The following is a 17,127-nucleotide window of genomic DNA, read 5'->3' on the forward strand; positions in this document are numbered from 1 at the left end:
TCACTCGGCCTTGATGCCGGCGGCCTTCACCGCCTGCGCATCATGCCTCCAGCAGCCGCTTGACCAGCGGATGCTGGATGCGGCGCTCGGCCGAGATGAGGTAGAAGTGCTCGACCAGTTCGGGCGTTTCGCCGAGCAGCCGCAGGCGCCCGTCGTCCAGCAGTTCCTGCTGCGACCAGCGCGACGCCGGAAACACGCCCATGCCCGCGCGGCCGAACGCGGCGAGCAGGGCGCTGTCCTCGAATTCGCCGGCGATGCGCGTGCGGATGCCCTGGCGCTCGAGCCACTGGTCGATGCCCACGCGCACGGCCGAGTGCGCCGTGGGCAACAGCACCGGCAACTCGGCGAGGCATTGGGGAAACCGCTTCGCATGGCGCCTGGCGATCGCCGCCGGCGCGAACCATGCGAGCGCTCCCTCACCGATGCGGTGGCTGTACAGCCGCAGGTTCGGGTTGGCCGGCGCCGGCCGGTCGGACAGCACCACGTCGAGCCGATGCAATGCGAGGTCGGCGAGCAGGCGGTCGAATTCGTCCTCGTGACAGAGCAGGCGCACGCGCGGGTCCTGCAAGGCCGGCTGCAGCAGGTGGTGCGCGACGAGCTTGGGCAAGCCGTCGGACATGCCCACCGCCAGCCGCAAGCCCTGGCCGGTCGCGGCGTCGCGCACCGCGTCCTGCAACTGCTCGCCGAGCTGGAAGATCTGGTCGGCGAATCCCATCGCCGCCTTGCCGGCCTCGGTGAGCGCCATCCCGCGGCCGGCCGGCTTGAAGAGCGCGTGGCCCAGTTCCTGTTCCAGCGCGCGCACCTGCGCGCTGATGGTCTGCACGGCCATGTCCAGGCGCTCCGCGCCGCGCGCCATCCCGCCCTCGTTGGCCACCACCCAGAAGTAGTAGAGGTGCCGGTAGTTGAGCGGAACGGCCATGCGCGTGGGGGCTCAGGCTGGCTGCTGCATCTGCTGGATGCCGGCGATGGTCCAGCCGCCGGAGCCCGCACGCGGCTTCGTCAGGTGCCACACCTCGTCGAGGTCCTCGGGCACGGCGCCGGGTTCGTCACGCACGCTGCCGGTGAAGCGCACGCTGACGACGTACCGCGTCGCCTCCTCGACGACCTCGAGCACCTGCACCTGCAGGCCGAAGACGTCCGTCTTCTGCGGGGCATCGCCGCGCGTCGCGATGTCGGCGCGCGCGGCCTCGAACATCTCGCGCGTGAGATAGTCGCGCAGGCGGTCCAGGTCGCGCGCGTCGTTCGCGGCCTGCAGCGCCATGAACTGCTCGCGTGCGTTGCGCTCGAAGGCAGCGGTGTCGAAGCCGTCGGGGATGCGCGGGGCCTGCGGCGAGGCACCACCGCCGCCCAGGCTCGAGCCGATCAGCGAGCCGGTGCGTGGCATGCCGGCGGGGCCTGCGCCGGCATATGCCGGCTGCGGCGGCTGCATGCGCTTGCGCATGACGAAGCCGATCACGGCGAAGGCGACCATCGCGAGCAGCGCGATCGTGAGCATGTTGGCCAGCGCTTCGCCGAAGCCGAAGTGCGACGCGAGGGCCGCGAGCCCCAGGCCGGCGGCGAGGCCGGCGATCGGGCCCATCCAGCTGCGCTTCGGCGCTGCGGTGGCCGCGGCCGCGGTTGCGGCGGTGCCGGCCGCCGGCGCGGCCTGCTGCGCGGGCGCAGCTGGCGTGGCGGTGTTGGCGGGCGCCTGCGCCGGCGGCGTGGCCTGGCGCTGCATGCCGACCGAGCGGCCGCCGCCCAGCCGGCGCGCGGCTTCGGCGTCGAGGGACAGCGTCGAGCCCAGCATCAGCACGACGGCGCACAGGGCAAGGATTTTTCTCATGGCTCAGTCTCCGAAGAGTAAGGGGAGCCTCGAAGGTAGCAGCGGGCGCCCGCCGGAAAAAGCAGATGAAAGCTGCCGATCGCTCAGGATAAACCGAACTCTGGCCGGAGCCCGACGAGGCGAGCGTCGCGAGCGTGGCCCAGCCGAACGCGAGCACGGTGACCGGGATCGCGCAGAGCACCGCGCGAGCCGATGCACGCCCGTGCAGCAGCAGGACGAACCCGAGCGTCGCAAGCGCCGTCGGGTCCGGCATCACACCGAAGGTCTCGGCCTGCGACCAGGGACGACCCAGGAACACGCCCGCCACCGGATAGAGCAGCACGCCGGCAGTCGCGAGCAGCAGGCCCAAGGTCGAGCGCGACGGTTCCTCGGGACGCCTTCCCGTGATCACCAGCAGCACGGCCTGCACACAGCAGGCGATCGCGAGGAAAGGCGCGCCCGTGAAGATCTCCGTGTACCGTGCCCAGAAGAACGACCCGCCCACCTGCAGCCAGGCGATCACCAGCCCGATGGTCATGGCGATGTTCGCGACCGAGCTCCGGCGCCACGCCAAAACGAGGAGCGCAATGCCGATGGCGAGCATCACGAGCTGCCACGGCCAGAGCTGGCGGTTGTAGGTCTCCACCAGCCGCCCGTACGTGCGCGGCGAAAACATCAGGAAGCTCGACAGGCGGTAGGTCCACCACTCGCTCATGGGGCTCTAAAGCCTGGCGACCGCTTCGGCGATGCGGCGGCGCATCGCGTCGTCGGGCAACGGGCCGGCGGCTGCCGCCATGTTCTCGCGCACGTGGTCAACGCGGCTCGTGGCGGGAATCGCGCAGGTGATCGCCGGGTGCGACACGATGAACTTGAGCACCAGCTGCGCCCAGCTACGGCAGCCGATCTCGGCGGCCCATTTGGGGAGTGGCTCGCGCGCAAGGCGGCGCAGCAGCGCGCCTTGCTGGAAGGGCCGGTTCGCGATCACACTGATCCCGCGCTCACGAGCGAGCGGCAACAGCCGCCGCTCCGCCTCGCGGTCCACCGGGTTGTAGGTGAGCTGGATGAAATCGAGCGGATGCGAGCGCATCAGCTGCTCCATCTCGCCGTGGCGCCGGCCTTCCGACGTGGTGATGCCCACGTAGCGCACGCCACCCTGCGCCTTCATCCGCTCGACCAGCGGCAGCTGCCTTTCCCAGGCAAGCAGGTTGTGGACCTGCAGCAGGTCCAGGCGCGCGACGCGCCACAGGCGACGCGTCTCGTCCGCTTGCGCCGCACCATCGCCGCTGGTCCAGACCTTGTCAGCGGCAAAGACGCGGTCCTGCGCGTGCAGTCGCGCCAAGGCGTCGCCGACCACGTCCTGCGAGGAGCCGTACATCGGCGAGGAATCGATCATCCGGCCGCCGAGCTCGAGGAAATTGCGAATCACCTCGGCGCACTCGCGGCGCGCGGCGGCGTCCCGGCCGACATTGAAGGTGATCCAGGTGCCCAGGCCTACCACGGGTAGGGGCTCGCCGCTCGAGGGAATCGGCCGCGCGATGACGGACGTCTGCGCTGCGAAGAGTCGCGGCAGTGCCGCGCACGCCGCCGCCATCAGCAGCGACCGGCGCGTGACGAACGGGACAGGCCAGGCACGCATCGCACGAGTCCTTCGCGCCCAGCATAGCGCGCCGCGACTCGCGGCTGCCTCAGCCCCTGACCTGCCGGGGCGCTAACGGCCCAGCTGCGCCAGCGCCGCTTGCAGGCCGGTCACGCCGCCGACCCGTTGGTCGTTGATGAAGATTTGCGGCATCTGCCGGACCGAAGGGCCGCAGCGCTCGTAGAACGCCAGGCGCTCGGCCTCGTCATCGATCCTGATTTCCTCGAAGCCCAGCGAGCGCGACTTCAGCAGCATCTTGGCCGAGTCGCATTGGGGGCAGGCCGACTTCGAGTACACGACGATCTTGAGTTCCATGGCGGGAGTGTAAGCAGGTCACGCGACGGCCTCAGCAGGCGACCAGGTCGGTATGCGCGAACCCCTTCGTGTAGTCGAGTACCGAGATCACTTCCGGCACGATGCGAAAGAGCGCCACCTCATCGGGCGCGGGCATCTTCATCTGTGCGGTGGCGGGCGGGGCGTCGGGGTATTTCAGCGGCAGCAGGCGAAGGACCTTGTCGGCTTCGGCGCGATCGGTCACCCGGTGGGCCCGCGCCGCCATCGACAGGCCGGTGATCGCCGTCAGGTCCGGCGTGTCGTGGTCGATGGTGATCGAAACGCGGTTGTCGTGCGCGAGGTTCTTCGCTTTCTGGCTCTGCAGCCCGCACAGGAACCAGAGCGTCATGCCCTCGTTCGCGTAGCCGACCGTCGTGGCCTGTGGCCAGCCGTCGGGACGCAGCGTCGCGATCGTCATGATCCGATGGGCATCGAGCAGTGCCAGGATCTTCTGCTTCAGTGGATCGTCCATGGAGCCTCCCTTGTCCGCCGTCCACGGCGGAGCGCGAGGACATGGTCGCGCGCGCGGCGCATACCGGAGTTGATCTCCGTCAGGAAGAGGACTCCCCCGTCCACTTCGTATGGAATTTCCCCGGCCGGTCGAGCCGTTCGTAACGGTGCGCGCCGAAGTAATCGCGCTGCGCCTGCAGCAGGTTGGCGGGCAGGCGCTTGGCGCGGTAGCCGTCGTAGTACGCGAGCGCGCTCATGAACGCGGGCACCGGCACGCCGTGCTGCGCGGCCGTGGCGACGACTTCGCGCAGCGCCGCGTGCGACCCGGCCATCACCTGCGCGAAATGCGCGTCGACCAGCAGGTTGGCCAGCTTCGGCGCACGCGCATAGGCGCCGCGGATTTCCTCCAGCAGCTTCGCGCGGATGATGCAGCCGGCGCGCCAGGTCGCCGCGATCGTCGCGAACGGCAGGTCCCAGCCGTATTCCTGGTCGGCCGCGGCGAGCAGCTGGAAGCCCTGCGCGTAGGCGCACACCTTGGCCGCCAGCAGCGCATGGCCGATCTTGTCGATGAACGCCGGAGCATCGCCGGCGAAACGCACGCTGGGGCCGCTGAGCACGGCGGCGGCCGCGGCGCGCTCGGCGCGCACGGCGCTCACCGTGCGCGCGAACACCGCCTCGGCGATGGTCGGCGCGGTGACGCCCAGGTCCAGCGCCGCCTGGCTCGCCCACTTGCCCGTGCCCTTCTGCTCCGCGGTATCGACGATGACGTCGACCAGCGGCCGGCCCGTTTCCTCGTCGGTGCGCGCGAGGATGTCGGCGGTGATGCCGATCAGGTAGCTCGACAGCTCGCCGCGGTTCCAGCCGGCGAAGACCTCGCTCATCTCGCGCGGCGCGATCCCCAGCAGCTCCTGCATGAGGAAATACGCCTCGCAGATCGTCTGCATGTCGGCGTACTCGATGCCGTTGTGGACCATCTTCACGTAATGGCCGGCCGCACCCGGTCCGATCCATTCGCAGCAGGGCGCGCCATCGTCGGCGCAGGCCGCGATCGCCTGCAGCATCGGCTTGATGCGCGGCCAGGCCTGCGCGTCGCCGCCGGGCATGATCGCCGGCCCGCGCAGCGCGCCCTCCTCGCCGCCGCTCACGCCCGCGCCGACGTACAGGATGCCCGTGCCTTGCAGTTCGAGGAGGCGCCGGTGCGTGTCGGTGTGGCGCGTGTTGCCGCCGTCGATCACGATGTCGCCGGCCGCGAGCAGCGGCCGCAGGTCGGCCAGGATCGCGTCCACGGTCTCGCCCGCGGGCACCATCATCAGCAGCACGCGCGGCGTGCGCAGGCCGGCGACCAGCTCCTGCAGCGAGCGCGGGGCCGTCGCCTGCGTGCGCTGCGCGAAGTGCTCCCGCTTGGGCGGGTCCAGGTCGTAGCCGCTGACGGTGAAGCCGTGGCGGCAGAAGTTGAGGGCGAGGTTCTCGCCCATCACGCCGAGGCCGACGATGCCGAGGTCCGAGGGTTGCGGGGTGCTCATCCCCGCATTGTCATACCGCCGGCAGGCGCACCGTGAATTCCGTGCCGCGGCCCCGCCCCGGGCTGCGCGCCTGCACCGAGCCGCCGTGCAGGCTGACGATCTGGCGGACCATCGCCAGGCCGATGCCCAGCCCGTGAGGGTCGGTCTCCACGGCCGTCGCTTCGCGCGTGAACAGGTCGAAGATCCGCGGCAGGACGTCGGGCGGGATGCCGATGCCGGTGTCTTCCACCCGCAGGACGACCTCGTTGCCCTCCTTCGTCGTCTTGAGCCACACGCGCCCGCCGGCGGGCGTGTACTTCAAGGCGTTCGACACCAGGTTGAGCAGCACCTGCTGAAGGCGCGGGCCGTCGGCGTTGACCGTCAGCGGCGAGTCCGGCTGGACCACATCGATGGACAGGCGCTTCTCCACGGCAAGTCCCTGGAAGGAATCGCTCGCCTGCTGCACCAGTACGCGCAAGTCCAGCGGATGCAGCTGCAGGCGGGCCTGGCCGGCATCCAGCCGCGTCGCTTCCATCAGGTCGTCCGCCAGGCGCGCGATGGTGGCCGTCTGCGCCAGGATCGTGTCGACGGAGCGCTCGATGACGGCGCGGTCGTCCGAACGCCGGATGATCTGCGCGGCCATCTGCAGCGGCGCGAGCGGGTTGCGCAATTCGTGCCCCAGCGTGCGCAGGAACGCCTTGGTGTGCCGCACCTGCGCCTGCGCACCCGCGATCTCGTTGGTGAGCGAATCGAGCTGCGCGCGCAGGTCGGTGCGGTCGCGCGCGATCTTGACGAAGCCGGCGAGCTCGCCGCCGCGCGTGCGCATCACCTCCACGGTGCCGGTGATCCACACGGCGGTACCGTCGCTGCGCACGTGCCAGCGGTCGTCGGTGGACCGGCCGGCCGCCTGCGCGATCGCCAGCTCCTGGCGGTCGAGCCCGCGCGCAATGTCGTCCGGCGTGAACAGCCTGCCGACGGGACTGCCGACGATGTCCTCGCGCTTGTAGCCGAACACGCGCTCCGAAGCGCCCAGCCAGCCGGTGACCGTCCCTTGCGGGTCCATCACCACCACGGCGTACTCCAGCGTCTGCTCGATGAACTGGAGCAGGAGCTCAGGCGTGGGCGCAGGTGCCTCTTGCATGGCCGTCCTCGCAACGATTCTGTGGTGGTCATCGCGGTGGGACTGTAGGAGTGGGCGCAGGCTGCGCGTGCGATGCGGCTACCGGCGGCTCATCGTTCGCGCGCCGCGCGCCGCAGCACCTGGGTGACCGGTTCGACCAGGTACTGCAGCGGGGTGCGCTCCTCGCCGCGGATGTAGACCTCCGCCGGCATGCCGGCCTGCAGCTTGAGGTCGCCCGCGGCGCGCAAAGACTCGGCGTCGGCTTCCACGAGGACGGCGTAATACGGCGCGCCGCTCGCGTGGTCGACCAGGCGGTCGGCGGAGATGTACGTCACCTTCCCGTGCACCAGGTGCGTGGTGCGGTACTTGAACGCCGTGAAGCGGATGTCCGCCGCCTGGCCCTTCTGCACACGGCTGATGTCCTCGGTGCGGATCCGCGCCTCCGTGACCAGGCGCGTGTCGCGGGGCACGATGTCGGCGATGGTCTCGCGCGGCGCGATGACGGAACCGGACGCGGTGACCTTCAGGTCGATCACTTCGCCGCTGGCCGGCGCGGTGATCACCTGGCGCGCCGACGCGTCGATGGACTTGCGCTGCTCCTGCTCGATCTCCGACAGGCGGGCCGCCGTCACCTTGAGCTGGTCGCCGGCCTGCTGGCGGTAGTCGTTCTCGAGCGAGCGGATGCGCAGGTCCGCGTCGACCGAGCGCTGCTGGGCCCGCGCGAGCTCCGAACGCCGCTCTTCCAGCTTCACCCCGTAGTCGGCCACTGCGCCTTCGAGCTGCGCGATGCGCGTGGCGGAAATGAACCCGTCCTTCAGGAGCTTGCGGTTGGTTTCCAGGTCCGTGCGCTGGAACGCGATCGACTCGCCCGCCTGCGCGACCTGCGCCGTGAGCGCGCGGATCTCGTCCGCCACTTTCTCGCGCTGCGCCTGCAGCAGCCGCACCTGCCCGACGAGCGAATCGCGCCGCGTGTCGAAGAGCGAGCGCTCCTTGGCCATCTGCTGCGCCAGTCGCGAGTCGCCGCGCGCGCTCTCGACGAGGTCCGGCGGGAAGGCGATGGCACGCGACATGGCCTGCTCGGCCTCGAGCCGCGCCAGGCTGGCGCGCTCCATCTTCACGCGCAGGTCCAGGCGGTTCCGGTCGGCATCGACCGACACGTCGCCCAGCACCAGCAGCGGTTCGCCCTCGCGCACGATCTGGCCGTCGCGCACCAGCACTTCGCGCACCGTGCCGCCTTCGGCGTGTTGCACCGGCCGGCGGTTGAGGTCCACCTTCACGTAGGCAGGTGCGACGACGGCCGACGACAGTGGCGCGAGGGCCATCCAGGCGGCGGCCGGCAACACGCCCGCGAGGACGATGCCCGCGCCCCACCGGGACAGCCGGCGCAGGTCCTCGAGGTGCGGAGCCAGCGGGTCGGTCGGCGTCGGTGCCTGCAGCGATTCGCTCATGATGCGCCCTCCGCCTGCCGCTCGGCCTTCCGGCTGAAGGCCTGGCGGATTTCGTCCGGCGTGCCGAACTGCTGCACCCGCCCGCCTTCCAGCACCATGATCTTGCGCACGTGCTGCACGAGCGTGCTGCGATGGGTCACCACCACCACGGTGACCTGTCCGGCCAGGGCGCGCAGCGTTTCGGCGAGTGCGATCTCGCCCGCGCCGTCCAGGTTCGAATTGGGTTCGTCCAGCACCAGCAGTTTCGGATCGCCATACAGCGCGCGCGCCAGCGCGATGCGCTGGCGCTGGCCGGGCGACAGCACATTGCCGGCGGGATCGACCGCGGTGTCGTAACCCTCGGGCAGCGCGAGGATCATCTCGTGCACGCCGGCGCGGCGGGCGGCACGCGTGACCTTGGCGGAATCGACCTCGCCCAGCCGCGCGATGTTCTGGGCGATCGTGCCCGCGAACAGTTCGACGTCCTGCGGCACGTAACCCAGCCACGGTCCGAGCGCCGCGCGCGGCCATTGCGCCACGTCGACGTGATCGAGCCGCACCACGCCCGCGCTCGGCTGCCACAGGCCCGTGAGCAGCCTCAGCAGCGTGGACTTGCCGGCCCCGCTCGGCCCGATGATCGCGAGCGACTCGCCGGGCTCGAGCGACAGCGACACGCCCGACAGGATGACCCGGCCGCCGTGCGGCGCCCGGTAGGTCACCCCTTGCGCTTCCAGGCGCCCGGTCGGCGCGGGCAGCGCCATGCGCGTCGCCTCGGCATCGTGGTCGGCCAGCAGCGTACGCAGGCGCCGGAATGCCAGCCGCCCTTCGGCCAGCACGCGCCAGCTGGCCACCACCTGTTCGACCGGCGCCAGTGCCCGTCCAAGCAGCAGCGTCGTCGCGACCAGGATGCCCGGCGTGCCCTCGCCCGTGATCACCAGGTAGGCGCCCAGTGCCTGCACCAGCACCTGCACGAGCTGGCGCGTCGTTCGCGTCGTCGCGGCCAGTGCGACCGAGCGGCGCGCCGCGGGACGCTGCAGCGCCGTTACGCCCTGATTGAGCTGCCGCCAGCGCGCGAGCAGCGCATCGCCCATGCCGAGTGACTGCACCACTTCGGCGTTGTGGATCGAGCTCTCGAGATAGCGCGTGGCCCTGGCGGCCTCCCTTTGCAGGGTCTCGATGTCGCGGCGGGTCATCCAGTCGTTCACCACGGCCAGCACGAGCATCAGCACCGATGCCGCGGCCGCCGCCAGGCCCAGCATCGGATGCGCCATCGCGATCACTGCGACATAGACGATGGCCCAAGGCGCGTCGAGCATCGCCAGCAGGCCCTGGGCCGAGAACAGCGTGCGCACCGACTGCACGTCGCGCAGGGCCTCCTGCGGCACGGCCTCGCCCGGGCGCGCCGAGCGGGCGAGCATCACGCGGGCCACGAGCGGCGACAGGTATTCGCCCAGCAGGCTGCCCGCCGCGCCCTGCAAGCGGCTGCGAACGTAGTCCAGCACCAGCATGAGGGCCATCGCCAGCGCCATGCCGATGAGCAGCACGAGCAGCGTTTCGCGGCTCTGGCTGGTGAGCACGCGATCGAACAGCTGCAGCATGAACAACGCCGGGGCGAGCAGCAGCAGGTTGATGACGAAGGACAGCGTCACGACCGCGGCGAGCGGCCGTTTGAGGAGCGTCAGGAGCAATGGCATGGCAGCGTCCCTGCGCGGGCCTCAGGTTCCGACCTGGATGTCGTTCTGGTCGAAGGTCCCGGTGAGACCCGTGAGCGTGGCGAACAGCGTGCGGTTCGCGCTGCTGCCGCCGTCCGCGTCGTAGTACAGGTTGCCGGTGCTGCTGTCGAAGATGATGTTGACGCCTGCGGCCACCGTGGCCGTCGCACCCGTGCCGGCCACCGACGCGAAGTCCGCCGCCGCGAGTGCCGTGCCCGGCCCCGTCGCCAGGTTGGCGAACACCGCGGCGGACAGCTCGATCTTGTCGCCGAGGTCCGCCTCGAAGTCGGTGATGGTGTCGACCGCGTTCGGCGCCGTGTCGAAGACGAAGGTGTCGGCGCTCGTGGCCCCGGTCCCGCCGGTGAGCGTGTCGGCGCCCGCGCCGCCGGCGATGCGGTCGTTGCCCCCCAGCCCCGAGATGACGTCGTTGCCGCCGCCGCCGCGGAGCTGGTCCGCCAGGGCAGTGCCGGTCAGGTGGTCGTCGAAGCTGGTCCCGATGACGCCTTCGATGTTCTTGTAGCTGTCGGTGTCCAGGCCGGGCGCGGAGAACGCCGTCGCGACCGGGCTCTGCACGAGCACGAAATTGATGCCGCCGGTGGCGTCGGAGAAGTCGATGAGGTCGTTGCCCGCCAGGCCGTCGATCGTGTCGTTCCCGGCGCCGCCGCGCAGGATGTCGTTCAGGGCGCTTCCGTTGAGGGTATCGGCGAATTTGGTCCCGATCACCCCTTCCATGTTGGCGTAGCTGTCGTTGTTCCCCAGGCCCGCGGTGCCGTTGGCCAGGAACGTGAATCCCGCACTTTGGACCAGCGTGAAGTTGACGGCCAGCGTGCCGTCGGAGAAGTCCAGCAGGTCCTCGGCCCCGGCGCCGCCATCCATCGAGTCGTTGTTGCCCAGGCCGCCGCGAAGGACGTCGTTGCCCGCCCCGCCGGCGAGCACGTCGTTGTTGTCGCCGCCGATCAGCAGGTCGTTGCCTGCGCCTCCGCTCAGGTTGTCGGCGCCCAGTCCGCCTTGCAGGATCGACAGCCCCGCCCCATCGGTCAGCGAGTCGGCACCGGCCTTGCCGTCGATGAAGGAAGCCTGGTAGCCGGACACCGTGCTGAGGTTGACCGGGTCCGCACCCGTGGTCGTGTTCACGACGTCGAGCGTGAGCGTGCCGGTCGCCGTTCCGCCCGCCCCGTCGCTCAGCGCATAACTCAGGGTCACCAGCGTCGGCGCGGCGACGGTCCCGCCGCTCGCACCCGTGGTGAACGTGAACGTCCCGTCGGGGTTGAGCGTGATCGGCGAGGCCAGCGCGCCCGCCGGCGCGGTGATCGAGGCGATCGACAGCGACAGCCCGTCGATGTCCGTGTCGTTTGCGAGCAGCACGCTCGTCGGCAGGGTCACGACGGTGCCATTCGAGACGTAGATCACGTCCGGGTTCGCCACCGGGTTCGCGTTGACGTTGTTCACCGTGATCGCCGCGGTGTCGGTCGCCGTCGAGAACGCGCTCGTTCCCCCGTTCACGGCCGTATCGCCGTGCCCCCCGGCCGTCCCGGTGGTCTCGTCCCAGGCGCGGAAAGTCAGCGCCGAGGCGATGGTGCCGTCGAAACCCGTGTTCCCCTGGAAGTACAGGCGCGTGTTCGCGTCCGCAGCCAGCAGCAGTGCCGATGCGGTGGAGACCGAACCCACCAGCGCCCAGTTCGTGCCGCCGTTCGTCGAATACCACCACACGCCGTTGGTGCCGTCCGTCGCCGTGAGTGCGATGCCGGTGAGCGCGCCGTTGTCCGCGTCGCTGACGTTGCTCAAGCCGGTGAGCGATGACACCAGCGTGCCCACGGCGCCGACCGGTGCGCCGGCGTTCTCGTCCACGGCGGCCAGCACCGGCGAGGCGGAGGCGTCCAGTACGGGCGCGTCGTTGACGCCCGTGATCGTGATCGTGTCCGTCTGCGCGACCGTCGCGTTGTGCGCGTCCTCGATCGTGTAGCTGACCACCACCGTGCGGCTCTGGCCCGCGGCGAGCGAATCGAAGGCCGCGTTGGAAGGATCGACGCCGAGCGAGCCCCCGCTCAGGCTGAAGCCCGTGGGCGCCGTGGCCGACGCGGTGCCCCCGTCGACGCTGTAGGTGACGCCGGTCACGGCCAGGGTCGCCGTCTCGCCGTCGTCCGGATCGGTGGCGCCCGACAGCAGGTCGTGCGTGAACGCGATCGAGCCTTCGGCCGCCGTCGCCGCCAAGGGAGCTGCCACCCGGGGACCATCGTTCGTGCCGGTGATCGTGACGGTTTCGGTCTGCGCGACCGTGGCGCCCTGCGCGTCCGTGATGTCGTAGGCGACGACCACCACGGTGCTCGCTCCGACCTTGAGGTGATCGAACGCGGTGTTCGTCGGATCGACCGTCAGGGTCGATCCGCTCAGGCTGAAGCCGGCCGGTGCTGTCGTCGATGCCGCTCCACCATCGACTGAATAGCTCACGTTCGCGACGGACAGCGTCACGGTTTCGCCGTCATCCGGGTCGCTCGCACCGCTCAGCAAACTGGCGGTGAACGCGGGCGCACCCTCTGCAGCCGTTGCGCTCAGCGCACCGGTCACTGTCGGCACATCGTTGGTACCGGTGATCGTGACCGTCTCCGTTTGGGCGACCGTCGCACCTTGTGCGTCCTTCACGAGGTAGCCAACCGTCACCACGGTGCTCGCCCCGACTTTGAGGTGATCGAAGGCCGTGTTCGTGGGATCAACCGTCAACACCGATCCGCTCAGGCTGAAGCCGGCGGGTGCCGTGGCCGATGCCGTGGCGCCGTCGACGGCGTAGGTCACGTTCGCGATGGACAAGGTCGCGGTCTCGCCGTCGTCCAAGTCACTCGCGCCACTCAGCAGATTGGCCGTGAACGATGGGGCACCCTCGGCGGCCGCTTCACTTAGCACGCCAGTGACCGTTGGCACATCGTTGGTGCCGGTGATGGTGACGGTCTCGGTTTGGGCGACGGTCGCACCTTGCGCGTCCTTGACGTTGTAAGCGACGACGACCGTCGTGTGCGCGCCGACGGCCAAGTGATCGAAAACCGCATTCGTCGGGTCCACGGTGAGGATCGATCCGCTGACGCTGAAGCCGGTGGGTGCGGTCGGCGACGCAGCTCCGCCGTCGACGGCGTACGTGAGGTCGTGGACCGACAGCGTGGCCGTCTCACCGTCGTCCAGGTCACTTGCGCCGCTCAGCAAATCGGCCGTGAACGAAGATGCGCCCTCGGCGGCGATTTCGCTCAGCGCGCCCGTCACCGTGGGCACGTCGTTGGTGCCCGTGATCGTGACGGTTTCAGTCTGCGCCACGGTCGCGCCTTGCGCGTCTTTGACGTCGTAGGCGACCAAGACGACGGTGCTTGCCCCGACCTTGAGGTGGTCGAAAGCGGGGTTCGTGGGGTCGACCGCCAGGGTCGAGCCGCTCAGACTGAAGCCAGCGGGCGCTGTAGAGGATGCCGTGCCGCCATCGACGACGTAGCTCACGTTCGCGATGGACAAGGTCGCGGTCTCGCCGTCGTCGACGTCGCTCGCGCCGGCCAGCAGATTCGCCGTGAAAGAGGCGGCACCCTCGGCAGTCGTGTCGCTCAGCACACCGGCTACCGTCGGCACATCGTTGGTGCCGGTGATCGTGACGGTCTCCGTTTGCGCCACCGTCGCGCCTTGCGCATCCTTCACCAGATAACTCACCACGACCGCGGTGCTCGCGCCGACTTTGAGATGGTCGAAAGCGGTGTTCGTGGGATCAATTGTCAACACCGATCCGCTCAGGCTGAAGCCGGCGGGCGCCGTGGCAGTTGCCGTGCCGCCGTCGACCGAATAGGTGACGTTCGCGATGGACAGCGTCGCCGTTTCGCCATCGTCGACGTCGCTGGCGCCGCTCAAAAGATTCGCCGTGAAAGAGGCCGTCTCCTCGGCTGCCGTGTCGCTCAGCACACCGGCTACCGTCGGCACATCGTTGGTGCCGGTGATCGTGACGGTCTCGATTTGGGCGACGGTTGCACCTTGGGCGTCCTTGACGTTGTAGCCGACCACGACCGTCGTGCTCGCGCCGACTTTGAGGTGGTCGAAGGCGGTGTTGGTGGGATCCACCGCGAGCGTCGAGCCACTCAGGCTGAATCCCGCAGGAGGTGTGCCGGATGCGGCGAGGCCATCGACCGAATAGGTGACATCCGAAATCGACAGAGTCGCCGTCTCGCCGTCATCCAGATCGCTTGCACCAGCCAGCAGGTTGGCCGTGAATGAGGACGCGCCTTCGGCAACTGCTCCGGTCAACGTGCCCGTGACGGTCGGAATGTCGTTGGTGCCCGTGATCGTCACCGTCTCCGTTTGGGCGACGGTTGCGCCCTGCGCGTCCTTGACGTCGTAGGCGACGACGACCGTCGTGTGCGCACCGACGGCCAAGTGGTCGAAGGCCGTGTTCGTGGGATCGACTGTCAGCGTCGACCCGCTCAGGCTGAAGCCGGCGGGCGCCGAGCCCGTGGCGACCCCGGCGTCAACTTTATAAGTGACGTTCGAAATCGAAAGTGACGCCGTCTCGCCATCGTCCAGGTCGCTCGCGCCGCTCAGCAAATCCGCCGTGAACGACGATGCGCCTTCGGCAGCGGTTGCCGTCAGCGCGCCCGTCACCGTCGGGATGTCGTTGGTGCCGGTGATGGTGACGGTCTCGGTCTGGGCGACTGTGGCGCCCTGCGGGTCCTGGACGTCGTAGGAAACAACGACGGTCGTGTGCGCGCCGACGGCGAGGTGATCGAACGCCGGGTTCGTCGGGTCGACCGTCAGGGTCGAGCCGCTCAGGCTGAAGCCGACCGGCGCGGTGCCCGAAGCAGCGCCACCATCGACGCTGTACGTGACATTGGCAATGGAGAGCGTCGCCGTCTCGCCGTCATCGGCATCGCTCGCGCCGCCGAGCAGATTCGCGGTGAAAGAGGCGGCGCCTTCGGCCGCCGTTTGGCTGAGCGCGCCCGTCACGATGGGCACGTCGTTCGTGCCCGTGATCGTCACCGTCTCGGTCTGCGCGACCGTCGCGCCTTGGGCATCCTTCACCAGATAGCTGACCACGACCTGCGTCGTCGCCCCGGCTTTCAGATGGTCGAAGGCTGCATTCGTCGGGTCGACCGTCAGCGTCGATCCGCTCAGGCTGAAGCCCGCCGGTGCGCTCGCGCTCGGGGCCCCGCCATCGACGCGGTACATCACGTTCGATACAGTGAGCGTTGCCGCCTCGCCGTCGTCGACATCCCCCGCGCCGGCCAGCAGGTTCGCCGTCACGGCCGCGCCGCCTTCCGTGCCGGCGGCGGTCAGGGCCGCCGTCACCGTCGGCGCGTCGTTGGTGCCCGAGACCGTGAAGCTCACGGACGCCGGCGTCGTCACGATGCCGTCCGAGACGCCGTAGTTCACCGTGACCACCGTGCTGCCGCCCACGGCGAGGTGCTGGTAGGCGCTGTCGGACGGATCCAGCTTGAAGGAATGCGTGGCTGCATCCCAGCTGACGCCGGCCGGCAGCGTCGCGGGAAGATTCACGACGCTCAGCACGGCGCCGCTGTCCACGTCCGAGGCGTTCGCGAGTGCATCCAGCGTGGCGACGGCACCGTCTTCCGTGGCCGTGCCCGCCACCACGGCGGCCACCACCGGCGCGTCGTTGGCCCCGGCGAACTGCACGGTCACGGTTGCCCAGCTCAGCGTGCCGTTGCCGAGCCGGATGGCATACGTGAAGGTGTCGTTGAGCGTCTGGCCCGCATTGAGGGACTGCAGTTGCGCGCGAAATGCCGCGCTCAGGGTTGCCGTGTCGTAGCCGACCTTGCCGTCCGCCGTGATCCAGATCCTGGCGCCCCCGAAGCTCGTGTCGGTGCTGGTGGCCTCGGCGCGCGCGGTGTCCTGCGCGAGGAGGTCCGTCGGTGCGGTCGTGCTTCCCGCGCTGCTCGCGTCGTCCAGCGAATAGAGGGTCTTGGCGGCGCCGCCGAGATCGTTCGCCATGACGTTCAACACGACGACGCACGTCGAGTCTTCCGTCAGGCCGGTCAGCGTGGCGAGGTAGAGGTCATCGCCGGCCTGCGGCGTATTGGCGAAGGACGTGACGGTTCCACTGGTGATCGTAGTACCCATGGGCTCTCCGGCAGATGGCGAAGTCAACCTGGGGCTTCATTTGGCCCGCCCTGCCGTCCAGCTGCATGGTCAAAACATCCCGTTTTCGGCGGAACACCGTCCCCGGCCCCGCTGGGAGCTTTCGCCCGTCCTCGGCCGTGCGGCGCGTCAGCGGCGCTGGCGCGGCGTGCGGAAGGTGATCGAATAGCGCAGCGTCTTCGTCGCGACCACGCTGTGCTGCCATTCCCAGCGCGCCGGTCCCCGCAGCAGGTAGATGGAGCGCGGCTGCACGGTGAGCTTGATCACGTCGGACCTCTTCGGCGCCTCGGGTGGATAAGGACGGAAGCGCATCACGGCCTCCGACAGGAGCGACACGCCGACCACGTCCTCGAAGTCCGGCACGTCGCGGTGCCAGCCCAGCGGCGTGCCCTCGCGGTATTCGGCGACGAGCACCTGGGTGAACGCCTCGGGCGCCACCCCCAGCCAGGCGGCAACCTTCCCCCGCAAGGCATCGAGCGCGGGCGGGATCGGCGGGCCTTCCTCGAGCTTGTTGCGCAGGTAGTCGTATTTGCCGCCGAAGCTCACCACGCGGCGCCGCGCCGTATAGCCTTTGTAGTTCATCTCCTTGAGCGGCAGCGCCTGCGCGAACCCGATCCAGTGCCGCTCCTCATCCGGCGAGAGGAACCCGGTTTCGTAGCGCATCCCCTGCGGCAGGCGCGGCTCGGGTGCACCGAACAGGTCCCGCTCCTGCGCGGCCATTCACTGCCTCACCAGCACGCCGATGACCACGGCGGCATCCATCAGGATCCAGCCGATGCACGCGACCCAGATCGTCTTGTCGTGCTTGCGCAGCCCATCGATCAGCCACAGGCAGGCGGCCAGCAGGTATGCCGACCACGACAGCAGCGACACGCCGGCGGTGTCCTGCAGCACCCAGACCGACCACACCTGCGGCAGCGTCATCGCCATCGTGAACACCGAGAGCACCGGCAGGATCTTGTCGAGCAGGCCATCGTCCGGCTGGGCCGGCGCGCTGGCGCGGGGACGCATTTGCCACATGGCGCGACTTTAATGCGC

Annotated in this window: 12 protein-coding genes and 1 pseudogene; all 13 read right to left on the reverse strand. The window is 69.6% G+C overall.

Features of this window, described 5'->3' with window-relative positions; translation table 11 throughout:
- Positions 1–40 precede the first annotated feature (40 nt).
- Positions 41–919, reverse strand: coding sequence for a transcriptional activator NhaR (gene nhaR / locus AC3EF3_RS17630; RefSeq protein WP_488533448.1), 879 nt, complete (start codon positions 917–919; stop codon positions 41–43).
- 12 nt (positions 920–931) lie between these two features.
- On the reverse strand, positions 932–1,822 hold the full coding sequence (locus AC3EF3_RS17635; RefSeq protein ID WP_488533449.1) for a Tim44 domain-containing protein: 891 nt from the start codon (positions 1,820–1,822) through the stop codon (positions 932–934).
- Positions 1,823–2,042: 220 nt separating this feature from the next.
- A pseudogene (locus AC3EF3_RS17640) lies at positions 2,043–2,516 on the reverse strand (DUF6064 family protein); the annotation flags it as partial.
- Between the two features lie 6 nt (positions 2,517–2,522).
- Entirely contained in the window at positions 2,523–3,437 is a 915-nt protein-coding gene (locus tag AC3EF3_RS17645; protein ID WP_488533450.1) for an aldo/keto reductase, read from the reverse strand.
- A 72-nt stretch (positions 3,438–3,509) separates the two neighbouring features.
- Positions 3,510–3,752: a glutaredoxin domain-containing protein gene (locus tag AC3EF3_RS17650; protein WP_488533451.1), complete on the reverse strand. Its 243-nt coding sequence runs from the start codon at positions 3,750–3,752 to the stop codon at positions 3,510–3,512.
- A gap of 31 nt (positions 3,753–3,783) precedes the next feature.
- A complete protein-coding gene (locus AC3EF3_RS17655; protein WP_488533452.1) occupies positions 3,784–4,242 on the reverse strand; it encodes a pyridoxamine 5'-phosphate oxidase family protein in 459 nt (152 codons plus the stop codon).
- 79 nt (positions 4,243–4,321) lie between these two features.
- Positions 4,322–5,743, reverse strand: a complete 1,422-nt coding sequence (gene gndA / locus AC3EF3_RS17660; protein WP_488533453.1) for an NADP-dependent phosphogluconate dehydrogenase — start codon at positions 5,741–5,743, stop codon at positions 4,322–4,324.
- Between the two features lie 10 nt (positions 5,744–5,753).
- A complete protein-coding gene (locus AC3EF3_RS17665) occupies positions 5,754–6,863 on the reverse strand; it encodes a PAS domain-containing sensor histidine kinase (protein ID WP_488533454.1) in 1,110 nt (369 codons plus the stop codon).
- A gap of 89 nt (positions 6,864–6,952) precedes the next feature.
- Positions 6,953–8,290, reverse strand: coding sequence for an HlyD family type I secretion periplasmic adaptor subunit (locus AC3EF3_RS17670; protein ID WP_488533455.1), 1,338 nt, complete (start codon positions 8,288–8,290; stop codon positions 6,953–6,955).
- On the reverse strand, positions 8,287–9,963 hold the full coding sequence (locus tag AC3EF3_RS17675; RefSeq protein WP_488533456.1) for a type I secretion system permease/ATPase: 1,677 nt from the start codon (positions 9,961–9,963) through the stop codon (positions 8,287–8,289). The genes AC3EF3_RS17670 and AC3EF3_RS17675 overlap by 4 nt, the downstream gene beginning before the upstream one ends.
- Before the next feature lie 21 nt (positions 9,964–9,984).
- On the reverse strand, positions 9,985–16,071 hold the full coding sequence (locus tag AC3EF3_RS17680) for a beta strand repeat-containing protein (protein WP_488533457.1): 6,087 nt from the start codon (positions 16,069–16,071) through the stop codon (positions 9,985–9,987).
- Between the two features lie 147 nt (positions 16,072–16,218).
- The gene (locus AC3EF3_RS17685; protein WP_488533458.1) at positions 16,219–16,809 is read right to left on the reverse strand and encodes an alpha-ketoglutarate-dependent dioxygenase AlkB; all 591 of its coding nucleotides are present in this window, start codon (positions 16,807–16,809) and stop codon (positions 16,219–16,221) included.
- A complete protein-coding gene (locus tag AC3EF3_RS17690; RefSeq protein WP_488533459.1) occupies positions 16,810–17,100 on the reverse strand; it encodes a hypothetical protein in 291 nt (96 codons plus the stop codon). It lies immediately after the preceding gene.
- Positions 17,101–17,127: the final 27 nt, after the last annotated feature.

Source organism: Ramlibacter sp. GS1-15 (assembly GCF_057785015.1).

Coding starts and splice junctions, on each gene's coding strand:
- nhaR (WP_488533448.1), bottom strand. CDS start 919: ATGGCCGTTCCGCTCAACTACCGGCACCTCTACTACTTCTGGGTGGTG.
- AC3EF3_RS17635 (WP_488533449.1), bottom strand. CDS start 1,822: ATGAGAAAAATCCTTGCCCTGTGCGCCGTCGTGCTGATGCTGGGCTCG.
- AC3EF3_RS17645 (WP_488533450.1), bottom strand. CDS start 3,437: ATGCGTGCCTGGCCTGTCCCGTTCGTCACGCGCCGGTCGCTGCTGATG.
- AC3EF3_RS17650 (WP_488533451.1), bottom strand. CDS start 3,752: ATGGAACTCAAGATCGTCGTGTACTCGAAGTCGGCCTGCCCCCAATGC.
- AC3EF3_RS17655 (WP_488533452.1), bottom strand. CDS start 4,242: ATGGACGATCCACTGAAGCAGAAGATCCTGGCACTGCTCGATGCCCAT.
- gndA (WP_488533453.1), bottom strand. CDS start 5,743: ATGAGCACCCCGCAACCCTCGGACCTCGGCATCGTCGGCCTCGGCGTG.
- AC3EF3_RS17665 (WP_488533454.1), bottom strand. CDS start 6,863: ATGCAAGAGGCACCTGCGCCCACGCCTGAGCTCCTGCTCCAGTTCATC.
- AC3EF3_RS17670 (WP_488533455.1), bottom strand. CDS start 8,290: ATGAGCGAATCGCTGCAGGCACCGACGCCGACCGACCCGCTGGCTCCG.
- AC3EF3_RS17675 (WP_488533456.1), bottom strand. CDS start 9,963: ATGCCATTGCTCCTGACGCTCCTCAAACGGCCGCTCGCCGCGGTCGTG.
- AC3EF3_RS17680 (WP_488533457.1), bottom strand. CDS start 16,071: ATGGGTACTACGATCACCAGTGGAACCGTCACGTCCTTCGCCAATACG.
- AC3EF3_RS17685 (WP_488533458.1), bottom strand. CDS start 16,809: ATGGCCGCGCAGGAGCGGGACCTGTTCGGTGCACCCGAGCCGCGCCTG.
- AC3EF3_RS17690 (WP_488533459.1), bottom strand. CDS start 17,100: ATGCGTCCCCGCGCCAGCGCGCCGGCCCAGCCGGACGATGGCCTGCTC.